The sequence below is a fragment of the Rhodococcus sp. 21391 genome (assembly GCF_016772255.1).
GTDB classification, from domain to species: domain Bacteria; phylum Actinomycetota; class Actinomycetes; order Mycobacteriales; family Mycobacteriaceae; genus Rhodococcus_F; species Rhodococcus_F opacus.
This window is the reverse complement of the sequence record NZ_CP063782.1, coordinates 1,312,262-1,337,997: the sequence shown is the minus strand read 5'-3', so window position 1 is coordinate 1,337,997 and position 25,736 is coordinate 1,312,262. Positions and strand designations below refer to the sequence as shown.

Sequence of the window (25,736 nt, the reverse complement as noted above, 5' to 3'; positions counted from 1 at the left end):
AGCCATCGGTGCTCTGTGCGGACATCTTTGCGCGCACAGCCAGAAGCGCGCCGGCGACGAGGACGGGGCCTGGGTGCTCCGGCGCTCCGTGGTCGCCGGCGGCCCCTTCCCGCCGCGGCGCGGAGCCACCGACAGCCCTGGTCAGACGCGTCGGCACCGCACACTGTCGGCCATGCCCCCTACGCTGGGGGTGTGTTCGGTGAGGGAGGTAGTGGTGGGTGATGGCGAGTTTTCTTTCTTCGTCGGTGCTGACCGCTTCCCCCAGTGTCCGGACCGAGTGTGAACGGGAGGTCGACATTCATTCGATGAGCAAGGACTTTTATCTTTCCGAGATGGCCCGTGCCAATGAGAAGGCTCGGAAGGTGCTGCGTGTGCAGTGGGCGTTCCTGGGCGCCGCCTGCGTTTGCCTGGGGCTTTTCCTGGTGTTTGGTGCGTGGTGGTGGCTTCTGGCGATCGTCTTCGCGGTGGGGGCGCTTGTGTCGGCGACCATTCACCTCCGATTCGTGAGCCAGTCGAGGAAGGCGTCCCGGGCGTTGCATGCACTCGATGCGGCGGACTCGACACACCCGGAGAGCTGAACCCGATTTTTTCGGGTGGGTGGGGTGAACGCTCGGGGGTGCAGCAGACTTGTCCGGTATGACGGATCCGTTGTATGCCGACCTCATAGAACGTCTCGGTCGGGCGGTCGCCCGCGCCGCTATGGAGGGGGATCCGATGTTCGGCACGGTGGAGGTCACCATTGAGGAGTTGGCGGAGCTGCTCGAACGCCAAGTCCCTCCCCGCGACGCGGATGCTGCACCGCACTGAGGGTGGACTCTCGCGTCTGTCGTGCGGCTCGCTCTGGTTATCACCCATTTCAGGGCAGGGTGAGGTCGTGGGTGATCGAGCCGCAGCAGACCTCGAGCGTGAACTCGCCATGCTCGCCCAGGTACGTCGTCGCCTCCGCGCGTCGGAGGGCGAGGATTTCCGCATCCCGACGACCACGGTCGATGAGGTTCTCGATGAGCTGAACAGCGTCGAACGATCACCGTGGGATCCGACGTGAATGTCGGGGCGGCACCCCGGGGTGCGGTGGTCGCGATGCAACTCACCGGTGGTGCCGAGGTGGTGGTGCCGGGGTGGTGCTGGTCGGTCCGGCGCCGGCAAACGACTCCCAGCGGAGCGGGTGTGGCCCGCAGACGCAGGGTAGATGGGGGATGGGGTTCCGGTGGGCGGGGGTTGCTGTTGCCGGGCCGCCATGGCAAGCGGGTGTGGTCTGCTCGGGTCTGTCGTAGGTGGATGTCAGAATGGGCGGCATGAGTTCTGGTGGATGGCGATGCCCGCTTCGGCGGGCGAGGGATGCGGTGCTCCTATCGCCGCCCCGGTGCGTCCTCATTCGGGGGTAGCGGGCCGGGGCGCCTGAGCGCTGAAAGGCACCGCCTTGTCCCGTACCGATGCGCATTCTCCGTATTGGGTTCGTCTTCGCCGTGGCGAACTTTCCATTGAACCGTTACACGCCGACTACCACGACGTGTGCGACCTCCCTGACCGGTGTCAGGAGGGTCGGGCCTGGTTGCCCGCGACGAAGTGCTTCTGGGCTTTCACGTACACGGGCACCAGGATCTGCTCGTGTTCGCTGTGCTACGACGGTGAGGGTCATGCTCGTGATCTCCGTCGTGAGCGTCGCCGTACCGCTCGTACCCTCGCGGCGGGGCGTCGCCGGTGGGATACCGGTGACACCAGGGTCTTCGACGACATTGTTGTCCCGCATCGCAGGCGGGACTGGTGGAAGTAGCCTCACGCTGCGGCCCGCATCCGTAGGTGGTGCGGGCGCGGGCCGACGGCCGAACTCGATGCCGTCGGGGCTACCGATGAGCCGGCCACGATCACGGTCTGTTCGTGCCCATTGCCGCCCAACCGTGCGGCGGAGTGGAGTTCGGTGCCGGCGTGGCCCGGTGCTTGCGCCATCGCCCAACCGGGCGGCGTTGTCCGCGGCCGGCGCCGACCGGACCGTCCCGGACATGTTGCCGTCCGGCCCGTAGTTGGCACACCGAGTCCGGAGCGGGCAGTCGGGGCCCGGGGTGGCTGATCGGCCCACGGTCCTCGAGGGTCGTTGCAGCGGTGGGTGTTCAAGACCCGGTGGGCGGCGGGTTGCCTTGTGCGGCGGACGTTCTCACGTGTGGTGTCTCAACGGGCGGGCACGCCGGCGCCGCGGCGGCAGTCGGCTCGATCGCCCCTGCGGCGATCGGTGCGGGAACCGCGAGACCGGATCCACCTGTTGCGCTCGCGGCCGCCCTTCTCCGCCGTATCCGAAGCGCACCCCAACCAGCGATGGAGGGAACACCCCGGTCCGGGCGCACGACGGTCCGACGATCCCGAACACCGTGTGGTCCGCTCATCGAGCGGTGAGGCATGCGGCGGGTGGCCGGCGCCCGAGCGGAACGCGGTACGCCGCCCCCGGCGTGATCTGGAAGGCTTGTCGGACTGTCTCGCCCATTGCTGAAGAAGAGGGATTGCTGTGAACGAACCCACCGGACGGGTTGGCCACCGGACGTATTGGATTCTGCGTGACGGGAATATCGACGTATCGGCCGATACGCGGCAGATGCGCGAGCACCGGTCCGGGACGCGCATCGTTGCCGAGTACGTGGGCATCTACGCCCACGACGGTGCGCTCGGTCAACTCACCCCGGCCTGTGCGCGCCAGTTGGCCGAGGTGTTGACTGCGGCGGCCGACGCCGCCGAGTCGGGCGATGCCGCACAGTCGTTCGACGAGGGCGCGCGTCCGGGTGGGTGAACCGTGATTCGCGCGCCCCAGGCGGTGGAGATGACCCACGCAGATCGACCGGTGGCCTTACGGCTCGGCGCCGAATCTGCACAACCCCCGCCGGCAACAATCAGTCGCGGCTTCATGGAGGTCCCTCCGCGGTGTCCGCCCGGCGCCGCCGCGCCACGCGGCGCCCCGGTCGCCGGTGTGTACATGGTTCCGATCCCCGGTCGGGCTTGGGCGGAGTGTCTGTGTCCACCACTACACTTCGTCGCAACCACAGGCAGCGAGGAGGGAGATCTCATGGCGATCGAACCAGGCATCGACGAGCTCCGCGAACTGAACATCGAGAACGAAGGCGTGATCCGCGCACTTCGGCGGCAACGTGACGCCGCCGAGACGAAGCTCGCCAAGATCGAGAACCTGGTGAACTCCTCACATGAGCGGGTGATCGGGCAGGACGGCACAAGCGGTGTCCCCCTGGAGAAACTGCTCGCGCTGCTCGACGAGCGCGAGTAGCCGCCTCCTCATCACCACACCTCAGCGACGCGAAAGGTCGCGCTGCCGGAATACATACCGCTTGCCCGTCGCCGTCTGCGTCGGGCCGATGCGGGATGTCGGCGGTGACGGCATTTTCACACCGCGAAACGGCTGGGGAACCAACCGCTCCAACAGCAACGAGTGCGACCCGCGGCACCGCACATCAGCCAGCCCGCCGTCGGATTCCGCGGTGCGGCCGGGCGCACCGCGGAATCGCCGCAGCCGTCCGCACCGGCCTGGCCAACCGGGAAGACCCGGAACGCATCGAAGGCCGGATCCGAGACGCCGAGGCCGGATCCCGCGGACGCTACGGTAGTGACCGGCGGCTTTTCCCGAATCCGGATAGCGCGTAGTGGTCAGCAGGAGTGCAGGACCTGGCTCATCACGTCCTTCTCCGCCTGGGTCACCCACAACCGGTAGAGGGCTTTGACGTCGATCTGCCGGGAGATGTAGGTGCATCGGTAGGCGTTGTTCGGCGGCAACCAGGATGCGGCGTCGGAATCAGGTGACCGGTATGTCCACGAACACCATTGAGCGGCGGGGAGATGAAGGTGGTTGCTATAGAGCGGGTAGCGGCCGCATGCCTCTCCGGTCTGCTTCGGGAAGCGCTGCAGGACTTTATCGTTGATCAGCGAACGTCCCCCGGGCCGCCGATATGGTTGTTGGCACTGTCGCGATTCGAGCGTTGAGGGGAGGGCTGGAGGCGAGTGGATGGGTTCTGGTGGGGAGTCGTGTCGGTGGTGGGTGCGGTGTATCTGTTGGGGATGGTCGCCGCGGTGGGAGTGATGTGGCGGGCGGAGCGGTTCTTCGCGCCGGCGGCGGTGACGCCGCGCCGCGCGGGCTGTCGTGCCATCTGGTGCCACCGCACGTATGCGGTGGCGATCGCCGCGGTGGCGTGGCCGCTGGTACTCGTGCGGTCGTGACGTCTGTGGAGGTTGCCATCTGTACCGGCATCGGCCCTCCTCGGAGTGGCGCTACCGGGCTTCTCGTGGATCGGCATATTGTGGGGTCTGGCATCCGAAGCGTCTGTGATCGGCAGTGAGGGGCAATGGTATGGCTAGCGACTCCGGTTCTGCGGGTGTGGGAGGGCGTCGGCGTGAGGTGTCTGTCGCGGAGGGGCTTCGTGAGGAGCCGCGGGCGTGGGTACCGGCCGACGATCGTTGGATCGCTGAGCTGGTTGCCGAGGAATCCTCACCTCTGATGGGTGCTTCTGTATCTGATGACGATGGTCCGCGAGTGCAGACCCGTGAGCATCCGGATGCCCGTGATGTGATTGCGGGCCTTCTTCGCGGGAGGCGAAGGTGACGGCGCTGTAGTTACCCGTATACCCCGGGTTTTACGGACCTTCCGGGATTCGGCGCCTGGGCGGCCCCGATGTTGACAATGCCTTCGCCGCGGACGTCCTCGCCGAGTTCACCTGCATGGGCTGGTTGGGCGGGCGCGGATCGGGTACGGCCAGTCAGATCGCCACCACCATCACCGAGCAGGGAGTCACGTGCTTCCGTGCTTCCTGGAGGATTGGTGGGAGATCGTTGCCGCACGGCGTGATGAGGCCCTTCAAACCCTGCTCTCGCTCCCCGTATGACCCCTCCACGTATCGCCGCTGGTGGATCCGCGACCGCATGGCCGCCGACGTCGCGCACGGGGCGCTGTGGGGGGAAGTCCCATCCCGCAGAGCCCCGCGGACTACAGGCTCAGTGCGTACGCCGAGCGCTTCGGTTCGCGATCGCCCGCCCCCTCCGACGCCTCTGTGCTCGACACGCTCATCGCGGCGATCGAAGTACGCCTCGGCGTCGTGCCCGACGCGGTTTACGCGATCCCCGGCGTCGGAGCTGCGCATGACCCGGCGTCGGCATGACCCGGCGGCGAGCACAGCTGGACCCGCGTCGGTCGTAGCGTCGCCGGTGGCCCGGTTCGGTGCACACTGGGACCCCTACGCGTCCGCTGCCAACGGCCGCCCGCGTAGGTCCACTACGTGGATGTTGGCCAAGTGCACCGGGCCGGGCGGTGCGGAGTCGAAGAACACCACCGGCACATCGGTTTCGACGCGGCGGGCGAGGTCGAGGACGACGAGGGAGTCTTTGCCGGAGGACGCCGCGTACCGGTCGTGGGCGGCCAGGTGCGCGTCCATCCGGGCCGCGAAGTCCGCGACGGCTGCGCTGCGGCACCGGGCTTGGCCGACGGTGCCCGGAGGCCCGCTCGATGCGGTGAGGCCCAGGCCTGGGTCCTGTGTCGTCGTCGACACAGCGGTCAGGCTCCGAACTCGCCCCACACGTCACCGAACCGCTCCCGCGTCGACGTGGGGACCTATCCGCCGTACGGGTGCTAATAGTCGATAGAGCGGCGCAACGGTGGTGTCGGGGGCGGCGCCGAGATGCGACAGGCCGTCGCCGATCCTCGGTATCGGCGGTGGTCTGCGGTTGAATGGGGGTATGGGGTCGTCCGCGGTGGAGCAGCTGTGGCAGACGTTGTCCGAGAACGAGTTGGCGTTGGTGTGTGTCCGGGGCCCGGAGTGTGAGTGGGCGGATCTGATGACGGCCGCGGACGATGGGGTGGGGGAGCTGACCTGGCTGGCCCGGGAGACGAGCGAGATCGCCGAGCAATACCCGCACGGCGCCGTCACTTCGGTGTCGTGACGGCGTCGAACCTCACTGCGGCGGAGTAGGACGCGGTGTAGGCCGCCTACACCGCCGCCGTCGTCGGTATCCCGGACCACGCCGAGCCTGCGGACCTGGTGGCCGGGTGCTCGCGGTGCGGCCACGCGACGCCGGTGATGAGACTGGTCGGGCAGGTGATCTCGCGGCAGTTCATCGTCGTTCGACGGTCATGGGCCGGCCTGGCCGGCTCAGGGCCGGAGGCTTGCCGGCGGCGCGCACATTGTGTCCTGCTCAATGATCGAGGTCGTGAGACCCATCTCGCGTGCCACCGTCGTTCCGGCGGATGGGTTCAGCTCCCCTTGCGTTTTCTCGATGGCACCACCTGTGTGGCGGGCGGTCCCGGCGCGGACCGGCCCTTGCCGCGGGTCTTGACCAGCGCTATGTGCTCGGAGGCGGGGTGAAGTTCTGGGGCCATGTCGTCTCGTTGTCGTATTTGATTCCGGTCAACTCCGTGCTGTCGTCGATCTGTGCGTCTGTCAGGTCGACTCGACGTAGGCGGGCGAAGGTCAGCATCGCGTTCCGCAAGTCGGCTCGGCGCAGGTGAGCGTGTGAGAGCTGCACACCCATGAGTAGTGCGCCGGACAGGTTGCAGTCGTCGAGTGTCGCGTCGAACAAGACCGTTTGGGGTAGTTGGATGCCTTGTAGGTCTGCGCTGCTGAGGTCGAATTGGCATCTGGACCAACCGTTCTCGGGTAGTCGGTCGTCGCTGATCTTGGTGTGCTGATGAATGACTTTGATCAGTGCGGCGCGGAGTTTGCGGTCGTCATCGGCGGTCGCGGTGAGGTCTCGGAGTTGGGCGCACAGCAGATCTATGCAGACTTGGCGCTCTCTATCGTTGCCGAATGCGTGCCAATCGTCGGCGAGTGAAGCCAGCGCATAGGTACCGGCCATGCGGATCACCAGGGTCTTCTCGGCGAGTTGTTGGGCGACCGCGGTGTACCGAGTCCGGAGATCACGGGCTTCTTCGAGCGCATGTGTTGCGCGTAGCTGTTCCGATTGGGCTTCGATCTGCGTTCGAAGGTGTATCTCTTGGGCGTGAAGTTGGGCCGACAGGTTGTCCGATTGCGCCGTGATCTGCGAGGTCAGGTTCTCCCGATCGGCCGCTATCTGCGTTTGCGTGTTCTCCTCCGCGCCTCGGCGGGTTATCCATGCACCCCACACAGCGAGTGAGGCCGCGACGATCGCACCCATACCCGCCAACAGTGTGGCTTGCCCTGGAGTCAGGTCATGCCACGACTGGACTTTCAGGAATACGAACACGAGGACGGCGACTGCTGCGAGACCGACGCCGAGGACGATCAACCCCACGGCAGGTACCTGTCGGTCCTTCTTGTGTCCGGAATTGGTCGAGGCCGAGTCGACGCTCACCGTTCAATCATCGCGCGTCCGGCACCTTGATGGACCCGCTTTCGTGCCTCGATTCGAGAGGCCAACCGAAGTCTTTCCGCACGAGGTGGTTCCGCGCCTGTGGGCGTAGACCAGGTGCTGGGGCCGGTAGCTGCGTGCACGCGGCGGTCGCGGTCAGCGTTGAGTATTCGCTGCCCAGGATGCCCGGCCCAGAGAGGCCAGGGTGACGGACTGATGTGGTGACCGGGGGAGCGCTGGCTCTGGGGTATGAACGCAGAGGAGAAAGCCCGCCAGATCTCGCAGTTCACCGTCCGGTTGCTGAACAAGTTCCCGGCCGGGTCGCGGGAGGCGGTCGGGACCGCGGTGGCGGAGGCGGTCGCCCATTTCGTGGGATGCCCGATTCGGGATTTCGTTCGTTGCTTCTCGAGCGTGCGGCGACCACGAAGCTCGTTGCTCGAGGCGTGAGCGTCGGCGCGAGGGCGGGCGACTCGGACGCGCGCAGGCGCGGATCTTCCGTTGGCCAACTGGACACGGCGATCGATATCCTCGCGGCGCGGATCGAGACCGTCGATGCCTTCATCGAGGGCGCCCCAGGCCCACCGGCTCGCCGACTGGCTGCGCGGCGAGGCCGCTGCGCTGCGTGCCGAGCTGTAGGAGGTGCATCGGCTTATCGATGCGATCGTGTTCCGGTTTCCCGAGGTGATGACCCGCGATGCATCGGCACGCCACCGAACTGACTACCCGGACATGGTGCCCGTCACTGCCATCGGCCTTGCGGGGCCGTGTGAGGAGCCCGCTACCCGGCCTTCCGTGGGCGGCGGGTTCCGTTGTTCGCCGGCGCCCGCGCTCACCGCCCGTGCTCACCGACGGCGCTCGCTCGCTGATGCGGTGACGACGAAGGTGTCCTGGCGGCGAATTCTGTTGCGAACGACAGCCCCCGGAGCGGCGCGTCGACGACGATCACACCTGTCGCCAGTTCGCCGATGTCTTCCGTCTGGCGGCCTGGCGCCTTCTGGTGCCGATCGGGCAACCGCACCGAACGGCGGGGTGGCGGAGGGTGGGCATGTTCGTCCTGGTTCGTCATGTGCACGCGGGGGAGAAGAGGAGCTGGCACGGCCCGATGCGGACCGTCCGCTGAGCATCCTCGGGTACTGGCAGGCCCGGAGTCTGGTTGCCGCGCTGAACGGCATCATCGTCAACTTAGACTGGCACGATAATTACATACGGTGCCCTGAACATTCGGTAAAGTGTGTATTATTGTGTCATGAGATCGGATAGTCGTGCTGCGCAGGTGGTGGCGCTGGCTGCTGAGCAGGGGGGTGTGGTGACCAGCCGGCAGGCGCGGGCGGTGACGTCGGTGTCGGTGCAGCAGCTCAAGCGGATGGTCGATTCGGGGGTGCTCGAGCGGTTGCATCATGGGCTGTACCGGCTGGGACGGATGCCGGAGGATGTGCATCTGGGGGAGCGGGTGGCGTGGCTGGCGCTGGACCCGGATGTGGTGGTGTGGGAGCGGCTGGATCAGCCGGTCCCGACCGGGGTGCTTTCGCATCGCACCGCCGCCGCCCTGCACGGGGTGGGGGATCTGGACGCCGATGTGGTGGAGCTGACCGCGACCCGACGGATCCGGCTGGCGCTGCCGGGGGTGATCGTGCACCGGGGTGCGCTGTCGCGGGAGGATTGGCAGCTCGTCGACGGGCTGCCGGTGACCACCCCGGTCCGCACCATCGCCGATCTGGCCGCCGCCGGTACCGATGCGGGGCATCTGGCGTCGGTGGTCCGCGACGCCCTCACCCGAGGACTGGTCACGGTGGCGGAGGTGGTTGCGGTACTGGCCCCGCATGCCTTCGACTATGGTCACCGGGCGCTGGACGGGCAGGGTTTCCTGGAGGTGCTGATCGCGCAGGCGGGGGTGCCGGCCACCATGCTGGCGGTCGCGGACCTGGCCCGCAACACCACCACCACTACTGCGCCAACTGTGGCCGCGGCGGAGGCCGGGCAGCTGGACGTCGCCGCCCTGATGAAGGCGATGACCGAGTCGCCGCAGGCGCGGGATGCGCTGCTGCGGTCGCTCTCCGTTGCGATCGGGCAGTCCGCCGCCGGCCATATCAGCTCCGGCGCCGGGGCGGCCGCTCCCGCCCGCCGGGTCGCGGAGGACACCGGCACGACCGGATCCGATCGGACGGCACGGCCGGGCCGCTCGGCTCGGCCGGCGAAGGTGTCCGACCGGTGAGCCCGGTGCCGCGGTCCCCGCAGGCGGTGCGGGCGAGCATCACCGACCGCCTCAACCGATACGCCCACGATCACGGCCAGAACATCGCCCTGGTGCGCCGCCGATTCGTCATCGCCCGCTTCCTCACCCGCGTCTTCGATGCCGACCCGGACGGGTGGATCCTCAAGGGCGGCATCGGAATGATGGTGCGTCTGCCGCAGGCCCGCTACAGCAAGGACATCGACCTCCTCGCTGCCACCGACCTTTCGGACTCGGTCGACGAGCTGCGCCGCGCGGTCCGCGACCACCATCTCGACCACTTCCGTTTCGAGGTCGGCCCGGCTACCGAGCTCAGCCACGACAAGGGGGTCACGGTCACCGTGACGGCCTCCCTCGGCAGCAAGAAGTACGACAGCTTCTCCCTCGATGTGGTCGGCAGCCGCCGCACCCTCGTCGGGGAGATCGAGCGCCGTCCGATCCCGCGGCTGGTCGACACCGACGACTTCCCACCCGAGACCAGTGTCCCGCTGTATCCGCTGGCGGATCAAATCGCCGACAAGATCTGCGCACTTTACGAGGTGCACGGTGCGGCCGGGGCGGCGTCGGGGCGGTTCCGTGATCTGGTGGATCTGCTGCTGATCAGCATGTTCCTGCCCATCGATCTCACCTCCACCGTCGATGCGGTCGAGCGGGAGCGGCGGGTGCGCGGCCTGCCCTCGCTGCCGGTCACGTTGGTGAGCCCGGGCCCGGCGTGGGCGACGCAGTGGGCCAAGACCGCCCGCAACTCTCCGTTGACCGCAGACCTGTACGACCTGGACGTGGCGCTGGCTGTGGCGGGTCGCTGCTACGACCGCATCCTGGGTGCGCTTCCCACTGCTCGGGAGTCGGCGGTGTGGAGTCACGGGCGCAGCGCCTGGGAGGCTCCGGAGTAGGACATCGTCAGGGACGCGGACCTTGCATGAAACCAGAGCCTGGGTGACCGCGCAGACCGAGAGTCTATCCAGGAGAGCGTCGTTCACGCGCACGGCAAGGGCAAGGAGTGGGGGAACTGCCGTGAGCGGGCTGGGTGGCGGGTGAATTCAGATTCCGTCGGTACCGAACTCGGCCGGTCTTTTACACTCTCATTACGCTCGGCGGGGCGGTAGTTCGTGCTGTAACGAGAGAGGGACGGTGCAGGAGGTGACGGATCAAGCGAGCGGACCCGGCGGTGACGCCGAATTGAGTCCGGTGGAGCGATGGTTGGCCAACAGCAAACCCTCGAGTCACACGAGCCGGAGCCCTTCGTCCCCTCCGTCCCCGTGGTGGACTTGACTGCTCCGGGCGGTTTCGTCGGTGTGCCGCCGCCGCGGCCACCGTCGCCGCTTCCGGTGAACTACACGCCGAACATCGTCGCCGGGTTGGTTGCGTGCTTGGCGATCGTTGTCGGCAGTCTCGGTCCGTGGGCGACCTCCCTCAGTGTCGGGGTGGCGGGCACCGAGGGTGACGGGAAGATCACGTTGGTGTTGGCTGTGCGGACCGACACCGAGCCGTGCAGGTAGATCAGAGGATGGCGGTGTCGGTGTCGACGTCCCGGTGATCGGACCCGGCGTGCGGCCGGTTGATGTGTTCGGCGCATCGCAGGGTGACGGACCAGAACTGGTCGAGGTCGGGGAGGTCGGCGATGGGGAAGCCTTTCTCTGTGGATTGGTGTCCTGGCCGACGAGGTGGGCGAGTTCGGCGAACCCACGGTGGTATTTGATCTTGTCGTACGTACTGGTACCAGTTGCCGTAGGCCATCAGCTGCCCGGTCTTGTTGATCCACAGTTGGATCGGCGCGTACCGCAGCCCGTAGGGGTGGAAGACGATTCCACCGCCGGGTTTGTTGCCGTACCAGAGGTCGTCGTGGGTTCCGCGCCGGCCGTCGACCTGGCCGAGTAGCGCGAAGAGTTTCTCGGCGCTCGCGTGGTCGGTGTCGGAGCCGATGGCGTCGAGGAAGGTTTCCTTCGTCCATCGGGTGGTGGTGCCGGCCGAGGCGCGGGTTTTGGCTGCGGCGATCTCGCCGCCGTAGGTGGAGGGGATGAGGATTTCGAGGTCGCCGTCCCGGCGTATGTCGTCGCGGGTGATCTCGTTGAGGTACTCGACGGGGGCGTCGGCGATGATCCGCTGGAGGTGATCCTCGTTGACGTATGCGGTCATCTCCGGGGTGGCCCAGGCGCTCGTGGATCCGACACGGCGCACCAGCACGCCCAGATCGGGATCGTGGGTCATCGACTGCTCCTCGCTATGGATTCGTCGCTTTTCGAGTATGCGCGAAGGGTTCCCGGCCAGCAGGCTGTGGATCGTCGACTCCTGCCGCCGGCGAAACCTGGCGTTACCACATCGTGGGCCCCAACGCGCAGGTTCTCGGTCTGGTCCGTGCTGCTCTGTGCTTGCTGGGGCGCTGCGGCGAGGCCCAGCGGGGGTGGCGGCGTGGGCGGCGGAGGCGCGGGCCGCTGGGGCTGGGACTCTGTAGCGGCCTGGTGCAGCCGGTTGGTGTCAGTAGCTCACGCCGGCAAAGAGTTTCGGATCGGTGATGCAGCCGGCTTCGCGGCCGTTGGCTGTTGTATCTCACCTGAGGTGGGTTTGTTGCCGCATCGGTCGGCGCCGATGACGGGGGTTCCGTCGGGTCAGTAGCAGCCGCTGTTGTAGCAGGAGTATCCGCGATCGGAGGTGGTGCCGACGGGTGTTCATGTGACGGCATCGGGGTAGGTGCCGTTGGTGTAGGGGTTGCGGCCAATCGCACCGTCGCATTCGAAGGTGTTGGCTTCCTGCTTTTGGCGGAGGTATTTGTCGCCCCCGAGCTGGTGGACGCATCATCGCGAGAAGGCGAGGGTGCGCCGGTCCGATGACGATTGTGTCCGAAATGTCACTGGTCGAAGAGCCATTCGTGTTCTGGGAACTGTTTGGTGCTGGACCGGGGCGTCGCTGATGACGTGTGGGTACTGATGACGTGTGGGTGGATACGAGGGGACTCACCGGTGCTGTCGCGCCCTCGTTCGGGGTGGTCTCGTCCCGTCCGCGCGGACGGTGTCTGTGCCCCTGCCCGAAGGTTGACTTCGAATGTCGACAGAGTTATGTTGATATTCGACATAAATAAGTGATGGCGGTCACGCTATCGACGGTTTTGGAAAGGGCGGTCCGATGTCGTTCACCCGAGAGCAGGTTGTCGACCGACTAAATACGCAAGTCAGTGATCAGCGTCCGATTGTTGGCGCCGGGGCGGGCACTGGGATCTCGGCGAAGTTCATCGAGCGCGGCGGGGCCGATGTCATCATCGTGTACAACTCCGGCCGGTTCCGGATGGCGGGACACAGCTCGATGTGCGGGCTCCTTCCGCTCGGCGACGCCAATGCGATCGTTCTGGAGATGGGCGAGCGTGAAGTTCTGCCGGTTGTTCACAACACACCGGTCATTGCGGGCGTGAATGGGACGGATCCGACTCGGGACATGCGCCGCCTGCTCGAACAGGTTGCGGCCGCAGGCTTCTCCGGCGTGAACAATTTTCCGACAGTGGGCCTGTTCGACGGTCGCATCCGGGAGGAACTCGAGGCATCGGGTCTGGGCTTCCAGCGTGAGGTCGAGATGATCGAGATCGCCCACCAGCTAGGTCTGTTCACCATCGTCTACGTCTTCACCCCACAGGAAGCCGCGGCCATGGCAGCGGTCGGGGCCGACGCGGTGATCGCCCACATGGGGCTGACGGTGGGCGGCAGCATCGGGATGTCGACCGACGGCGCATTCTCCCTCGAAGACGCCTGCGATCGGGTTCAGGCGATCGGGGAGGCGGCACTGGCGGCGAAGGCCGACGTCATTGTTCTGTGCCACGGTGGGCCCATAGCGACACCATCGGACGCCGAGTACGTCATGAAGCGATCGAACGCCGTGGGCTTCGTCGGAGCCTCCAGCATGGAACGGCTTCCGGTCGAAGAAGCTCTGACACAGACAACCGCGGCGTTCAAGGCAACAACGACCGCCTGAGCCAGGAACTGATCCCTGTCTACCCCCACTACATCGCCAGATCAAGAAGGACCACCATGACCGCCCACCTGCACGACAACTTCGACTGGAACGCCGTCGGCGACAAACTCACCAACACCGTCACGCTGGTCGTCGGTGGAGCCCGCGGAACGGGCAAGACGACCGCCGACAACCTTCTGCAGCTCGGTGCCCGAGTCGCCATCTCTGACCTGAACAAAGAACGAGTCGATGCCGTCGCCGAGGAATTCAAGCACTACGGCGACCGATTCCTCGGCGTCGCCGGAGATGCCACCCGGCCCGACGACGCAGAGCGCGTGGCCGCCCAGACCGTCGAAAAATTCGGCGCGCTGCACAATGTCGTGTACTCGGCCGGCGCCTACCGCGCCCAACGTCCCACACTCGAGATCGCCAGTGAGGAATGGGATCTCATCATCGATTCGAATCTCAAGGGCGCTTTCATCAGCTACCAGGCGACGATCCCGCACATCGCTAAATCCGGCGGCGGCGCACTGGTGAGTATCTCATCGCTGGCCGGGCGCACCTCGAGTCCGTTCCTCGGCTGCCATTACTCGGCCGCCAAAGCAGGAATTCTCGGGCTGACCAGGCACATCGCCAAAGAATTCGGCCCGCAGAACATCCGCGCAAACTCCATATGTCCTGGAGGGATCATCGGGGTCCGCATGAATGACCTGCTCACCGACCTGCACCGTGAAGCGGATCTCGTGGAGTTGGCCAAGCAGACCCCGTTGGGCCGCAACGTATACGAGCAGGATGTCGTCGGGGCCACACTGTTTCTGCTGTCGGATCTGTCTCGTTTCATCACCGGCGCCACCCTGGACGTCAACGGCGGCATCCTCACCCTCTGACAGGACAACACCGTGACCACAACAGTCGCCCTGATAGCGGCGCTCGACACCAAGGCGGACGACGCCGGCTACATCCGCGCGCGTTTGCGCGAGCATGGATTGCGGGTGCACCTCATCGACGTCGGCGTGCTCGACGAGCCCCTACTTCACGCGGACAGCACCCGCGAGGAGGTCGCGGACTCCGCCGGAATGGACCTGGGTGTTCTCCGGCGGCGGCACGATCGCTCGTCGGCGGTCGACGTCATGGGTGCCGGCGCCCGCCGCATAGTCGAGGATCTGGTCGCCACCGAGAGCATTCAGGGTGTCTTCGCGCTCGGTGGCGGTGCAGGAACCACGATCGGATCGATCGTCATGCGGGATCTGCCGCTCGGTTTTCCGAAAGCGATCTTGTCCACTGTGGCTTCGGGGAACACCGCGAACTACGTCGGCACCTCCGACATCGTGATGTTCCCGTCGATAGTGGACGTCGCCGGTCTCAACCGGATCAGCAGCGTGACCTACACCCAAGCCGCTGACGCGTTCGCGGGGATGGTGAACGGCTTGAGCACCAGACCGGACGTCTCACCGACAGCGGACCGGCCCCTTGTCGCGGCCTCGATGTTCGGTGTCACCACCCAGGCTGTCATGTGCGCCAAAAGTATTCTCGAGAACGCGGGATGCGAAGTTGTCGTCTTCCACGCCACCGGTACTGGCGGACGGACGATGGAACGCCTGATCTCGGAGGGCTACTTCGACGCAGTTCTCGACCTCACCACCACCGAATGGTCCGACGAGGTCGTCGGCGGCATTCTGTCTGCGGGACCTACACGCCTGGAAAGCGCCGCCCGGCACGGCGTACCCCAAGTCGTATCTCTCGGGGCCACCGACATGGTGAACTTCGGAGCACCGGACACCATCCCTGGCACCTTTGCGAACCGTCTGCTCTACCACCACAACGCCGAGAACACGCTGATGCGGGTCACCAGCGATGAGGCACGACAAATCGGCGAGGCGATCGGCAGAAAACTCCGCCTCGCCACCGGACCGTGTACCCTGCTGATTCCCCTGCGCGGTACCTCGGCACTCGATGCCGAAGGAGAACCCTTCGACCGCCCCGAGGCCCGCCGCGACCTGTTCGACGCCGTCAAGTCGTCCCTGGACGGCTCGGCGGTGACCGTGATCGACATCGACCAGCACATCAACGACGAGGTCTTCGCGACCTCTGCTGCCCGTCTACTGCTCGACTACCTCAGCCACGTCCCCTACACAGCCCAAGCGAGCAACCATGCCTGAGAACGACAAACTCCGCGTTGCCCTGATCGGCCCCGGTCGGATCGCTGCCGCGCACTTACCCGCCATTGTCTCCGCCAGCGACGTTGCCACCCTTGTCGCGGTCGCAGGCCTGCCCCACGAGAAAGAACGCACCGAGGATCTGGCAGGTCGATACGCGGCCGAGCGTGCGGTCCACGATGCCGAAGCGGTCATCCTGGCCGACGACATAGACGCGGTCGTCCTCACCGTCCCCAACCATGTGCACGCGCCGCTGACCAAGGCCTTGGTCGAAAACGGCAAGCACGTGCTCATCGAGAAACCGCTCGCCACCTCGCTAGCGGACGCCGACACCATGATCGACGCCGCCGCAGCCAATGGCCGCGTGCTCATGGTCGCCCACTGCCGACGCTTCTTCGAGGGAGCCCAGACCGCAAAGAAGCGGGTAGCGGACCTCGGTCGTCCCCTGACCCTGACCCATACCCTGGGCGTCTTCGCGGAGCACGTGGCAACGCAGTGGTGGAAGTCCGCCTCCGACACCGGCGGGCTCGCTCTGGGGCTCAACGGTCCGCACGTCCTCGACACCATGCTCTGGCTCATCAGCAGCCGTCCCACTCGGGTGTACGCCCAGACGCGGCGCCTGCGTGATCTGTGGGAGGGCGAAGACGAGGCCATGCTGATGGTCGAATTCGAGGACGGCAGCCTCGCCTCCGGCTACATCTCCCTGAACACCCGAGTCCCGGTGAACGACAGACTCATCAACGGACCGCAGGGCAGCATGCGGCTCACCGACGACCGGAACCTCTGGGTGAACAACATTCCCGCGGTGCAGGAAGAAGTCGTTCCCTACATCAACGGAGACTCCTCCTTCGACAACCAATTCCGGGAGTTCGTCGACGCGATTGCTACGGGCAGAACCCCGCAGTCCTCCGCGGAGGAAGCACGAACAGTGGTCGCCCTCATGGAGGCAGCCCACACATCCCAAGCGACCGGGCAGCCCGTCGACCTCGACGCCTACCTGACGACCAGAATCTGAGGGAAAACCCATGTCCAGCAACAGTACGACCGCGAACCAGGCGCCGCCGACCTCACGTCGAGGGCTCGCCCGCGTCGTCGCCTCCAGCACCACCGGTATGGCGCTGGAGGCCTATGACTTCCTGCTGTACGGCTCCGCGGCTGCCCTGGTATTCAACAAACTGTTCTTTCCCGCCGAGGACCCGATCGTGGGCACGTTGCTCGCCTTCCTCAGCTATGCCCTCGGGTTCTTCGCCCGCCCCATCGGCGGACTCGTCTTCGGCCACTTCGGGGACCGCATCGGCCGCAAGCCGCTGCTGATCATCAGCCTGGTCCTGATGGGCGGCGCCACCTTCGCGATCGGACTGCTACCGACCTACGCGGCCATCGGGGTGTGGTCGGCCATCGCACTGAGCGCACTTCGCCTCATCCAGGGCTTTGCCCTGGGCGGCGAGTGGGGCGGAGCGATGCTCCTGGTCGCCGAGCGGGTGCCGGCCCGACGACGCGGCGCGTGGACCAGCCTGCCCGAGGCCGGAATCCCACTGGGCAACCTCATCGCCACCGGAGTCCTCGCCGTGCTCGCCGCCACACTCGATGACGACGCCTTCCTCGACTGGGGATGGCGTATCCCCTTCCTGCTGTCCGCCGTGCTTCTGGTCGTGGGCTACTGGATCCGGTCCAAGGTCGAGGACGCACCGTTGTTCGTGGAGGCACACGAACAGGCAGAGAAGGCGGTGGCGGAGGAAGCCCCCGCCCGAACCGTTCTGCGCGAGCACCGCCGCGAGCTCGCCGCGTGTGCGAGTGCACGCTTGACCGAAAACATCGTGTACTACGTCCTGACCGCGTTCATCCTCGTGTACGCCGTCGAGCGGAGCGGCGTCGACAAGAGCGTGGTGTTGAATGCACTCGTCCTCGCCAACGTCATCCAGCTTGTCGCGACACCCTTTTTCGGTGCGCTGTCGGACAAACTCGGTCGCCGCCCCGTGCTGCTCGGCGGAGCGATCGGCACCGCCGTCTGGATCTGGATATTCTTCTGGCTCCTCGACACCGGGAGCTCGCCACTGGTTTTTCTGGCCATGGTCGGTGGGCTCATCTTCCACTCGGCCCTCTACGGGCCTCAGGCAGCGTTCTTCGCCGAGCAGTTCCCCACCAGGGTCCGATACACGGGCATGTCGATCAGTGCCCAGGTCACGACCGTGATCGGTGGCGCCATAGCGCCGTTGATTGCCATTGCCCTGCTCGGCGCCTTCGACTCGTCGATTCCCGTGGCCATCTACGTGGTCACCGTCGCAGTGATCACCAGCATCGGAGTCGGACTGGCGAAGGAAACCCACCGCAGGGACCTCGCGACGATGCACGACACCGCGGGCTGACCCCCGCGCGGGGCGACGGACCCCCCGCACCCTGAGCGACAAACAGAGAACGGATCCGCATCGGCGCCGACATCACGACTGCGTCGTCGCCCACCCCCGCCTGAAATCAGCAACACCTGCGGAGGCAACCGCACAAGCAGAGAGGAATCGTCATGACAGGACGACTCGCAGGAAAAGTGGCACTCATCTCGGGTGCCGCACGAGGTCAAGGCAGGTCCCACGCGATCCGCATGGCACAAGAAGGCGCGGACATCCTCGCATTCGACGTATGCCGGCAACTCGACACGGTGCAATACCCCCTGGCCAGCTCCGAGGATTTGAAGGAAACACAGCGACTCGTCGAAACACTCGGACGGCGCATCCTGACCGCCGAGATCGATGTACGCGACGCGGACACCATGGCGCAGTTCGTCGACACCGGGGTGGCCGAGTTCGGCCGGCTCGACATCATCTGCGCCAACGCCGCCTTCACCTGCTTCGTTCCCAACACCTGGTCGATCACCGAGCAAGAGTGGGACGAGATGATCGGTGTCAACCTGACCGGGGTGTGGAAGACCGTCAAGGCCGCCATCCCCGCAATGATCGAGGCGGGTCATGGAGGGTGCATCGCCATCACCAGTTCGTCCGCAGGTACCAAGGGTATGGTCAACCTCGCACATTATGTCTCCGCCAAACACGGTATCGTCGGCCTGATGCGGACACTCGCCAATGAGCTGGCTCCGCACATGATTCGGGTGAACACCCTCCATCCGACTGGCGTCAACACGAAACTGATCAACAACGATCACGTCCGCGGGTTCCTCGAGACGCACCCCGAGTGGGACGCCAACATGGCCAACGCGCTTCCGGTGGACATGGTCGAACCCGAGGACATCAGCAATGCCATCGTATGGCTGGCGTCCGAGGAAGGTCGCTACGTCACCGGAGTCAGCTTGCCGGTCGACGCCGGTTTCGCCGGTCGCTGACACCCGTGGTGCCAAGTGCGCCACCCAGGTCCGGGGGCGCCGCTTACGCGGCGGAAGAGGAAGAGTAGCTACCGGTCCTCTCCCGCCACGTGAGCGGGCAGGAAACGACAATAACGGTCCCCGTAGCCCCACCCCGCCGGTGCCCCTCCAAACCGAGAACACCTCACCGGAGGGCACCGGATTGGCGGCGCATACCCCGGTCGATCAGAGAGAACAGATGCGGTCATGCCCGAACACCCTCAGCGTGAACATCCGTGGACGAGGTCCGGATGGACACCGGATCCGCGAACCCGTCAGGTCCGTCGCGAGCATGAGCACTCTGCGATAGAAGCCGATGTGCGTAAGTATCGACAACGACATCGGCAACGAACACAATCCGGAACAACTCGCCACCGTCCCGGGGTCGTACGCGACGAAACCGAAGCGTTTCTGTCGTTCGCTGACATCTGGGCGCCTTTCGGTGGCCCGCCGGAGGCGGAGCTATTCGTCACCTATGGGATCACGAAATCGACTTTCTCCGAGCGACTCTGGCACATCCTCGCCTCGAGGAAATGTGATCGAAGCGTCGCCCAGCGGCTCTGGGCCGCCTACCCGCCGCCATCTCGTTGAGGAGTGCACCCGGTGAACGGGTGCACGGCCTCAGACGATGCCGACACCACCGGTGAGCGCAGAGCGGGTCAACGGACCGGGCAGGGTCATCGCGACCATTGCGTTGTCATCGCAGTCGAGGTCAGATCGCGACGGGAATGGTCCGCCGCGGACCGATTGGGGGCGCCGGTTGGCAATCGCCGGCCTTTCCGGAGGGAGTTTATCGGCGGGGTGTTGCGCGTATACCGGCCGGGCGCATCATCCGGCGTCGGCTGTCGCCACCAACTCGTCGATCGCTTCGGGCGCCAAGGCGTCCTCGATGACCGCCAACGCGGCCCCTCGCAGCCCCGCGTCGTCGCCGAGGCGCGCACGAGTGATGACCGTGGCGCGAGCGGATGAGGGAAGTGCCGACTTGTAGATCGACTCCTGCATCCCGACGAGGAACTGGTCACCGGCATCGACCAGATACCCCCATACCGTCACGACGTCGGGGTTGAGGAGATTGATGACCGACGCCATGACCTCCCCGACGTGACGGCCGGCCTCGCGCACGGCCTGGCCCGCAGGAACGATCCCGGAGTTCGCCAGGTCGGCCACGTCGCGGGCGGTGTGCGCCTGGAAACCCTGCTCCACGAGGGACGCCGCCAGGGCTGGTCCGCCGGCGATGGTGTTGAGGCACCCCCGGCTCCCGCACGGGCAGGGCAGGTCCACGCCCGCGATCTTGGTATGGCCGATCTCGCCTACCATTCCGGTGGCCCCGCGCACCACGTTGTGGTTGATCACCAGACCGCACGCGACAACAGTTCCGACCTTCAACGACACCAGCACGTTGGCGTCGCGCCACCCCGTTCGGTGTTCTCCGATCGCCATCAGGTTGACGTCCCTGTCTACGAAGGACGGTGCATGGAACGACTGCGAAAGACGCTCCGCGAAAGGGAAGTTCACCCAAGCGCGACTGCCCCCCGCCCGGTTCGACGCCGGAGCCGTGGAGATCTCGACATCGCCGGGCAGTCCCAGTCCGACGCCGTACACCTGGTCGGCGGAAATTTCGAGTTCCGCCAAGGCGTCCCCGAAAACAGTGCAAATGAGCTCGATCAACGCGTCCGGTCCGTGCGACACGTCGAATTGGACCTGGGTGCGCCAGAGTATCTCCGCATCCAGGTCGGTGATGGCGAGCATCGTCCCACTCATGCCCACTTGAGCTACCAGGGTGACGCCGGCGGCCGCGTTGAACGCCAACAGGCTCGCGGGCCGGCCTCGACCCGGTGACGTTTCTCCACCGGTCGTCAGCAGTCCGATCTGCTGGAGAATGTCGAGTCGTTCGTTGACGGTCGAGCGGGCCAGCCCCATCGACTTCGCCAATTCGGTGACGGTCTCGACCTTTCCGAGTCGGACCAGGTTCAGTACCTCACCGGTCCTCGCCATTCGGCCACCGGACCGTTTCACAGGTTGTGTGCCGTTGCCGGTGATGCGTTGTGCCCGGCGCGTCGACGGCAGATCCTGGGGCGATCCGCCACCCCCATTTAACGTCATGAAATCAGCATATACGCCGACGTGAGTGGGTATCCATCCTATTGACGAAACATTTCGACATCATTATGGTGATTTCCGACATATACGTGGCGGGTGGGTTCTCGGTGCGCCCGTTCCGTCTGCCCGGTCCGCTGACCGCCTTCGAAACAGCGGTGCGAACAATGACCACTCAGAGGAGATCTCCAGATGAACGTCCCACACGCGAACGAACTCTTTATCGGTAGCCGTTGGGTGGCTCCGCAGGGCAGTGAACTCGCCGATGTCGTCGCGCCCTTCGGCGGTCGGGTGATTCGCCAACTGCCTCGACCCACCGTTGACGACGCGAAACTCGCCGTCGCGCAGGCCCAGGAGGCCTTCGGCGCCTGGGCCGACCTGACTCACGACGCGAGAGGTGAGATCGTCACGAGATTCTGTGGCGCGCTGGACAAGCGCCTCGATGAGATCGTCCGAGTCTGGGCACTCGAGGCCGGAATGCCGTTCCGCAACGGCGATGAACTCACCAAAGCCGCCTCGGATCTGTGGAATCGGGCGCTCGACGAGTCCCGGACCGCTCCGTGGATCGAGACACGCGAGACCTCGATGGGACGTATCGAGGTTCGCCAGGAACCGATCGGGCCCACCGTGGGGATCGTGGCGTTCAACGGCCCGCACATGCAATTCGCACTCGCAATCATCCCCGGCCTGCTGGCCGGGAACACGATGATCATCAAGCTTCCGCCCGAATGCCGGATGCTCGGATATCTTTTTGCCGATGCGGCCGCCGAGGCCGATTTCCCGCCCGGGGTCTTGAGCATCCTCGCCGGCGACGCTGACGTCAGCCAGTACCTCGTCGAGCATCCGGGGATCGCGGCCGTCCACTTCACCGGCGGCACCGAGGTCGGGATGTCCGTCATGCACGCGTGTGCCGACCGCGTAGCCAACCTCGTGCTGGAGTTGGGTGGAAAGTCTGCCGCGATCGTCGCCGCCGACGCCGACCTCGATCTTGCGGTTCCCGCCCTGGTCGACGCGATGGCCCTCTACAGCGGTCAGATCTGTGTGGCTATGACGCGACTCCTCGTCGCCCGGGAAATCCACGACGAGGTCGTCGATCGACTCGTCGCCGGCCTCGAGGCGCTGACGATGGGCGATCCCGCAAACCTCGACACCACCTGGGGCCCGCTCGCGGCACCACGTTTCCTGGACCGCGCCGAAAACTACATCGAACGGGCCGTCGCCGGCGGTGCGACCATCGCCACCGGAGGCGCCAGGCCCAGCGGCTTGGAAGGGTACTTTCTCGAACCCACCCTGCTGACCAACGTCAACAACGACATGGAGGCCGCCCAGAACGAGATCTTCGGTCCGGTCTTCTGCGTCATTCCGTTCGATAACCTCGACGAAGCCGTCGCCATCGCGAACGACTCGCGGTACGGGCTTTCCGGGTCGGTGTTCACCACCGACGAGCAGGCCGGCCTCGACGTCGCACGTCGCGTGCGCTCCGGTGTCTTTATCATCAACGGCACATTCCCGTGCCTCGCAGCGCCCTTCGGGGGAGTGAAGCAGTCCGGATTCGGTCGCGAAGGCGGCCCTGAGGGGCTGTTCGCGCTGACCCAGACCAAGAGCATCACCCTCTCCGTCGCTGCTGGCGCGACTGCCTAGCGGGCCGGCGCTGCACTTCCCATGGGCCGTCGAGCGAAAAGCTCGGCGGCCCAGGCTGTATCAGGTAGCCCGGCAATTTCCGCCTGCAACGGCCTTCGCGGTCATCCGAGACCGGGATATGTGTGACCGAGATCTCGCGAAACCATTGACGTCGAGAATCGACAACATTAAAGTGAAAATCGACGTTAATGAGTCAGCCGCTGTCGGAGCCCTCGAAAACCCACGCTTGCTGACCGACCCACAGTCTTCCCATCACACATCACAGAGGTGCAGCATGACCCGCGCGTCCGCACACAGCCGAAACCCCAAACCGGCACATCACCGTCAGACAGGCCGCCGCCGATACGCCCTGGTGGCCGCCGCACTCCTCGTCACCGGCGCTGCCACCGCCTGCGCCTCGAACTCGACCGGCACTGCGAACGCGAACTGCGACACAACCCCGTACGACGCCGCGATCACCGCATACACCAGCGGTGACGTCATCGGCAAAGGCCCCTACGGTGAAACCTCCGTACCGGCAACATCGATCGAGCTCACCGACGCCGAGGTGACCCAAATCCGCGCCATGAACTCCACAGCAGCGGTCGTGATGCACTTCTCCGGGGACAGCTGGAGCAACGCCCAGGTCGAGGCGCTCAAGGCGGAGTTCGACAGGCTCGGCATCAGAATCGTCGCCCAGACCGACGCCCAGGCCGATCCCGCCAAACAGTTTTCCGATATCGAAACTGCACTCTCGGCCAGACCGAACATCATCGTGTCGATCCCTTCCCTCGACCCCGTCGCGCTTGCGCCCGCCTACCGGAAGGCCGCCGACGCCGGCGTCAAGATCGTCTTCATGGAGAACCCGGCCGAGAACTTCCAACCGGGACAGGACTATGTCTCCGTCGTCGCGACCGACAACTACGGAGCCGGTGTTCTCGGCGCACACCAGTTGGCGAAAGCCCTCTGCGGCAGAGGCGAAGTGGGTGTGATCCACCACGGCGCACAGGCACCGACGAATGTTCTGCGGGAACAGGGTTTCACCGAGACGATCGCGAAAGACTACCCCGACATCGACATCGTCGAGAACAAGGGACTACTGGGTCCGGACTGGAAGGGCGAGGGAAACTCGAACGTCAACGCGTGGCTCACCAAACACCCCCAACTCGGCGGAGTGTGGTGCTTCTTCGACGCGCCGTGTGAGGGAGCCATCGATGCCGCACGCGCCTCGGGACGCGACTCCCTTGCCGTCACGACGGTGGACCTGGGAAACAACGTCGCCATCGACATGGCCCAGAACGGATTCGTCGCCGGGATTGCCGCCGCGCAACCATACGACCAGGGAACCGTCGAAGCGAAGCTCGCAGCCTACGCGCTCCTGGGCAAACCAGCTCCGGCCTTCGTCGAACTTCCCTCTCTCCCCGTCACTCGCGACAACCTTGTCGACTCATGGAAGTCGCTGTATCACTCCGATGCCCCCAGCGACCTCCAGCAGGCATTGGACAGCGGACGATGAAAGCCGCGAACGATGCCTCGATCGCGGTCTCCATGCGGGGCATCCACAAATCCTTCGGCAAGGTGGACGTCCTGCGCGGGGTTGATTTCGAGCTACGTGAAGGCGAGGTCCATGCCTTGCTCGGCGGCAACGGCGCGGGAAAGTCGACGCTGATGAAGATCCTGCAAGGGGTTCACCGCGCCGACGCGGGCGAGATCACAATCAACGGGGAACCGGCAAATTTCCATTCACCGTCCGATGCGACGGCGGCGGGCATAGGCATGGTCTTCCAAGAGTTCAGCCTCATCCCGAGCCTCTCGGTGGCACAGAACATTTTCCTCGGTCGCGAACCCCACCACTTCGGACTCATCGACGATCGAGGTCTGAACCGACAGGCGAGGACGCTCCTCGACCGCATGGGCGCCGACATCGATCCACGCAGCCTGATCGGAGATCTCCCCGTCGGGTACTGGCAACTCACCGAGATCGCCAAGGCACTGAGCATGCAAGCACGGATCCTGGTGATGGACGAGCCGACCGCCAGCCTCCCGTATTCCGAGGTCGAAGCGCTGTTCGCCCTCATCGCCAGGCTCAAGACACAAGGCATCTCGATCGTCTACATCAGCCATCGAATGGCCGAGATTGCGCGTGTCGCCGATCGCCTGAGCATCATCCGCGACGGCCGCCGGGTCCTCACCGACACCGTGTCCGCAGTCCCACCGGAACAAGTCGCCGAATCCATTGTCGGGCGAGAGATCTTGCACGGTTTCACCAGAACCACGCGTGATACCGACACTCCGCGTGAGATCACCCTGTCCGTGGAGAACCTGACTGCGGGAAACCGTCTCGACAACGTCTCATTCAAGGTGGCAGCCGGTGAGGTCGTCGGCCTGGCCGGGCTGATCGGGAGCGGCCGAACGGAATTGGCACGATGCCTGTTCGGCATCGACCGCGCCGACTCGGGTCGGATAGTGGTCGACGGCACAACCATCAACCCACGTCGGCCACTCGACGCCATCAAGTCGGGTGTCATGCTCGTACCCGAGGACCGTCAATCGCAAGGCCTCGTACGCGAGCATTCGGTCCGGACCAACCTGCTGCTACCCAGCCTCACCCGCTTGACCCGAGGGCCGTTCATCGACGACGACAGAGGCCGTGACCTCTGCGTAGACCTCACGCGCAGACTCGGAATTCGCACCACCGCAATCGATCAACCAGTCGGCCGATTGTCCGGCGGAAACCAACAGAAGGTCGTCATCTCCAAGTGGCTCGGCCTCGGCGAGGTGGGAGTACCACCGCGAGTGCTGATTCTCGACGAACCCACCACAGGCGTCGACATCGCCTCCAAAACCGACATCATGCAACTCGTACTCGACCTCGCCGACGCGGGTACCGCGATCATCCTCATCTCGTCCGAACTCGAGGAACTCCTCGCCGTCGTCGATCGTGTCCTTGTCATGCGACAAGGGCGAATCGACGCCGACTTCGCCCGCGACACCATCCCCGACGAAGAGTCGCTCCAGCTTGCCATCCAAGGAGTGTGAA

Annotated in this window: 24 protein-coding genes and 1 pseudogene; 20 read left to right on the top strand and 5 right to left on the bottom strand. The window is 65.5% G+C overall.

Translation table 11 applies throughout. The features are described 5' to 3' along the window. Window positions 1-221 precede the first annotated feature (221 nt). The 5 genes from GO592_RS41000 (at window position 222) to GO592_RS40980 (ending at window position 3,265) form a co-directional block, all read left to right on the top strand. Window positions 222-578, top strand: a complete 357-nt coding sequence (locus GO592_RS41000; RefSeq protein ID WP_007296972.1) for a hypothetical protein — start codon at window positions 222-224, stop codon at window positions 576-578. Between the two features lie 58 nt (window positions 579-636). Then, on the top strand, window positions 637-807 hold the full coding sequence (locus GO592_RS40995) for a hypothetical protein (protein ID WP_007296973.1): 171 nt from the start codon (window positions 637-639) through the stop codon (window positions 805-807). 67 nt (window positions 808-874) lie between these two features. Next, window positions 875-1,045: a hypothetical protein gene (locus GO592_RS40990; RefSeq protein WP_007296974.1), complete on the top strand. Its 171-nt coding sequence runs from the start codon at window positions 875-877 to the stop codon at window positions 1,043-1,045. 1,452 nt (window positions 1,046-2,497) lie between these two features. Further along, entirely contained in the window at window positions 2,498-2,776 is a 279-nt protein-coding gene (locus GO592_RS40985; RefSeq protein ID WP_007296975.1) for a hypothetical protein, read from the top strand. 273 nt (window positions 2,777-3,049) lie between these two features. Continuing rightward, window positions 3,050-3,265, top strand: a complete 216-nt coding sequence (locus tag GO592_RS40980; protein ID WP_007296976.1) for a hypothetical protein — start codon at window positions 3,050-3,052, stop codon at window positions 3,263-3,265. Between the two features lie 377 nt (window positions 3,266-3,642). Here the strand turns inward: GO592_RS40980 and GO592_RS40975 are convergent. Next, a pseudogene (locus tag GO592_RS40975) lies at window positions 3,643-3,798 on the bottom strand (GmrSD restriction endonuclease domain-containing protein); the annotation flags it as partial. Window positions 3,799-3,993: 195 nt separating this feature from the next. Between GO592_RS40975 and GO592_RS40970 the strand changes: the two are divergent. After that, window positions 3,994-4,209 carry a hypothetical protein gene (locus tag GO592_RS40970; protein ID WP_039951055.1) on the top strand — a complete coding sequence of 72 codons (216 nt, stop codon included), beginning with the start codon at window positions 3,994-3,996 and terminating at the stop codon, window positions 4,207-4,209. A 1,010-nt stretch (window positions 4,210-5,219) separates the two neighbouring features. Here GO592_RS40970 and GO592_RS46400 read toward each other — a convergent pair. Then, window positions 5,220-5,531, bottom strand: a complete 312-nt coding sequence (locus GO592_RS46400; RefSeq protein WP_011599145.1) for a phosphoadenosine phosphosulfate reductase — start codon at window positions 5,529-5,531, stop codon at window positions 5,220-5,222. A gap of 187 nt (window positions 5,532-5,718) precedes the next feature. Here GO592_RS46400 and GO592_RS40960 point away from each other — a divergent pair, with 187 nt between their 5' ends. Further along, window positions 5,719-5,922: a hypothetical protein gene (locus GO592_RS40960; protein ID WP_007296982.1), complete on the top strand. Its 204-nt coding sequence runs from the start codon at window positions 5,719-5,721 to the stop codon at window positions 5,920-5,922. Window positions 5,923-6,321: 399 nt separating this feature from the next. On the opposite strand, the gene GO592_RS40955 is transcribed toward GO592_RS40960, so the two are convergent. Next, window positions 6,322-7,311, bottom strand: coding sequence for a pentapeptide repeat-containing protein (locus GO592_RS40955; RefSeq protein WP_007296983.1), 990 nt, complete (start codon window positions 7,309-7,311; stop codon window positions 6,322-6,324). 246 nt (window positions 7,312-7,557) lie between these two features. Here GO592_RS40955 and GO592_RS40950 point away from each other — a divergent pair, with 246 nt between their 5' ends. The 4 genes from GO592_RS40950 to GO592_RS40935 all read left to right on the top strand — a co-directional run bounded on the left by GO592_RS40950 (window position 7,558) and on the right by GO592_RS40935 (window position 11,037). Continuing rightward, entirely contained in the window at window positions 7,558-7,755 is a 198-nt protein-coding gene (locus GO592_RS40950) for a three-helix bundle dimerization domain-containing protein (protein ID WP_007296984.1), read from the top strand. 799 nt (window positions 7,756-8,554) lie between these two features. Further along, a complete protein-coding gene (locus tag GO592_RS40945; protein ID WP_011599139.1) occupies window positions 8,555-9,520 on the top strand; it encodes a type IV toxin-antitoxin system AbiEi family antitoxin domain-containing protein in 966 nt (321 codons plus the stop codon). Beyond that, window positions 9,517-10,431, top strand: coding sequence for a nucleotidyl transferase AbiEii/AbiGii toxin family protein (locus GO592_RS40940; RefSeq protein ID WP_007296986.1), 915 nt, complete (start codon window positions 9,517-9,519; stop codon window positions 10,429-10,431). Before GO592_RS40945 ends, GO592_RS40940 begins: the two co-directional genes overlap by 4 nt. A 366-nt stretch (window positions 10,432-10,797) precedes the next feature. Then, window positions 10,798-11,037, top strand: a complete 240-nt coding sequence (locus GO592_RS40935; RefSeq protein WP_237720389.1) for a hypothetical protein — start codon at window positions 10,798-10,800, stop codon at window positions 11,035-11,037. 1 nt (window position 11,038) lies between these two features. Here the strand turns inward: GO592_RS40935 and GO592_RS40930 are convergent, their stop codons facing one another. Continuing rightward, window positions 11,039-11,746, bottom strand: a complete 708-nt coding sequence (locus GO592_RS40930; RefSeq protein WP_007296988.1) for a hypothetical protein — start codon at window positions 11,744-11,746, stop codon at window positions 11,039-11,041. 912 nt (window positions 11,747-12,658) lie between these two features. Between GO592_RS40930 and GO592_RS40925 the strand changes: the two genes are divergently transcribed. The 6 genes from GO592_RS40925 to GO592_RS40900 all read left to right on the top strand — a co-directional run bounded on the left by GO592_RS40925 (window position 12,659) and on the right by GO592_RS40900 (window position 18,961). Next, window positions 12,659-13,495 carry a phosphoenolpyruvate hydrolase family protein gene (locus tag GO592_RS40925; RefSeq protein ID WP_007296989.1) on the top strand — a complete coding sequence of 279 codons (837 nt, stop codon included), beginning with the start codon at window positions 12,659-12,661 and terminating at the stop codon, window positions 13,493-13,495. Window positions 13,496-13,551: 56 nt separating this feature from the next. Next, window positions 13,552-14,361, top strand: coding sequence for an SDR family NAD(P)-dependent oxidoreductase (locus GO592_RS40920; protein ID WP_007296990.1), 810 nt, complete (start codon window positions 13,552-13,554; stop codon window positions 14,359-14,361). 12 nt (window positions 14,362-14,373) lie between these two features. Then, entirely contained in the window at window positions 14,374-15,633 is a 1,260-nt protein-coding gene (locus tag GO592_RS40915) for a Tm-1-like ATP-binding domain-containing protein (RefSeq protein ID WP_007296991.1), read from the top strand. Continuing rightward, a complete protein-coding gene (locus GO592_RS40910; protein ID WP_007296992.1) occupies window positions 15,626-16,645 on the top strand; it encodes a Gfo/Idh/MocA family protein in 1,020 nt (339 codons plus the stop codon). The genes GO592_RS40915 and GO592_RS40910 overlap by 8 nt, the downstream gene beginning before the upstream one ends. Before the next feature lie 10 nt (window positions 16,646-16,655). Then, window positions 16,656-17,996 carry an MFS transporter gene (locus GO592_RS40905; RefSeq protein ID WP_007296993.1) on the top strand — a complete coding sequence of 447 codons (1,341 nt, stop codon included), beginning with the start codon at window positions 16,656-16,658 and terminating at the stop codon, window positions 17,994-17,996. Window positions 17,997-18,148: 152 nt separating this feature from the next. Then, window positions 18,149-18,961: a mycofactocin-coupled SDR family oxidoreductase gene (locus GO592_RS40900; RefSeq protein ID WP_007296994.1), complete on the top strand. Its 813-nt coding sequence runs from the start codon at window positions 18,149-18,151 to the stop codon at window positions 18,959-18,961. 846 nt (window positions 18,962-19,807) lie between these two features. Here the strand turns inward: GO592_RS40900 and GO592_RS40895 are convergent. After that, window positions 19,808-21,082 (bottom strand): ROK family transcriptional regulator, encoded by a 1,275-nt coding sequence (locus GO592_RS40895; protein WP_237720390.1) that lies wholly within the window; start codon window positions 21,080-21,082, stop codon window positions 19,808-19,810. A 186-nt stretch (window positions 21,083-21,268) separates the two neighbouring features. Between GO592_RS40895 and GO592_RS40890 the strand changes: the two genes are divergently transcribed. The 3 genes from GO592_RS40890 (at window position 21,269) to GO592_RS40880 (ending at window position 25,735) form a co-directional block, all read left to right on the top strand. Then, a complete protein-coding gene (locus tag GO592_RS40890) occupies window positions 21,269-22,717 on the top strand; it encodes an aldehyde dehydrogenase (RefSeq protein WP_007296996.1) in 1,449 nt (482 codons plus the stop codon). Between the two features lie 274 nt (window positions 22,718-22,991). Beyond that, window positions 22,992-24,212, top strand: coding sequence for a substrate-binding domain-containing protein (locus GO592_RS40885; protein WP_011599134.1), 1,221 nt, complete (start codon window positions 22,992-22,994; stop codon window positions 24,210-24,212). After that, the gene (locus GO592_RS40880) at window positions 24,209-25,735 is read left to right on the top strand and encodes a sugar ABC transporter ATP-binding protein (RefSeq protein ID WP_007296998.1); all 1,527 of its coding nucleotides are present in this window, start codon (window positions 24,209-24,211) and stop codon (window positions 25,733-25,735) included. Before GO592_RS40885 ends, GO592_RS40880 begins: the two co-directional genes overlap by 4 nt. Window position 25,736 lies beyond the last annotated feature (1 nt).

What these genes read in the sequence shown, in the direction of transcription:
- GO592_RS41000 (WP_007296972.1), top strand. Translation starts at nt 222, where the DNA reads ATGGCGAGTTTTCTTTCTTCGTCGGTGCTGACCGCTTCCCCCAGTGTC.
- GO592_RS40995 (WP_007296973.1), top strand. Translation starts at nt 637, where the DNA reads ATGACGGATCCGTTGTATGCCGACCTCATAGAACGTCTCGGTCGGGCG.
- GO592_RS40980 (WP_007296976.1), top strand. Translation starts at nt 3,050, where the DNA reads ATGGCGATCGAACCAGGCATCGACGAGCTCCGCGAACTGAACATCGAG.
- GO592_RS40960 (WP_007296982.1), top strand. Translation starts at nt 5,719, where the DNA reads ATGGGGTCGTCCGCGGTGGAGCAGCTGTGGCAGACGTTGTCCGAGAAC.
- GO592_RS40950 (WP_007296984.1), top strand. Translation starts at nt 7,558, where the DNA reads ATGAACGCAGAGGAGAAAGCCCGCCAGATCTCGCAGTTCACCGTCCGG.
- GO592_RS40945 (WP_011599139.1), top strand. Translation starts at nt 8,555, where the DNA reads ATGAGATCGGATAGTCGTGCTGCGCAGGTGGTGGCGCTGGCTGCTGAG.
- GO592_RS40930 (WP_007296988.1), bottom strand. Translation starts at nt 11,746, where the DNA reads ATGACCCACGATCCCGATCTGGGCGTGCTGGTGCGCCGTGTCGGATCC.
- GO592_RS40925 (WP_007296989.1), top strand. Translation starts at nt 12,659, where the DNA reads ATGTCGTTCACCCGAGAGCAGGTTGTCGACCGACTAAATACGCAAGTC.
- GO592_RS40920 (WP_007296990.1), top strand. Translation starts at nt 13,552, where the DNA reads ATGACCGCCCACCTGCACGACAACTTCGACTGGAACGCCGTCGGCGAC.
- GO592_RS40910 (WP_007296992.1), top strand. Translation starts at nt 15,626, where the DNA reads ATGCCTGAGAACGACAAACTCCGCGTTGCCCTGATCGGCCCCGGTCGG.
- GO592_RS40905 (WP_007296993.1), top strand. Translation starts at nt 16,656, where the DNA reads ATGTCCAGCAACAGTACGACCGCGAACCAGGCGCCGCCGACCTCACGT.
- GO592_RS40900 (WP_007296994.1), top strand. Translation starts at nt 18,149, where the DNA reads ATGACAGGACGACTCGCAGGAAAAGTGGCACTCATCTCGGGTGCCGCA.
- GO592_RS40895 (WP_237720390.1), bottom strand. Translation starts at nt 21,082, where the DNA reads ATGACGTTAAATGGGGGTGGCGGATCGCCCCAGGATCTGCCGTCGACG.
- GO592_RS40890 (WP_007296996.1), top strand. Translation starts at nt 21,269, where the DNA reads ATGAACGTCCCACACGCGAACGAACTCTTTATCGGTAGCCGTTGGGTG.
- GO592_RS40885 (WP_011599134.1), top strand. Translation starts at nt 22,992, where the DNA reads ATGACCCGCGCGTCCGCACACAGCCGAAACCCCAAACCGGCACATCAC.
- GO592_RS40880 (WP_007296998.1), top strand. Translation starts at nt 24,209, where the DNA reads ATGAAAGCCGCGAACGATGCCTCGATCGCGGTCTCCATGCGGGGCATC.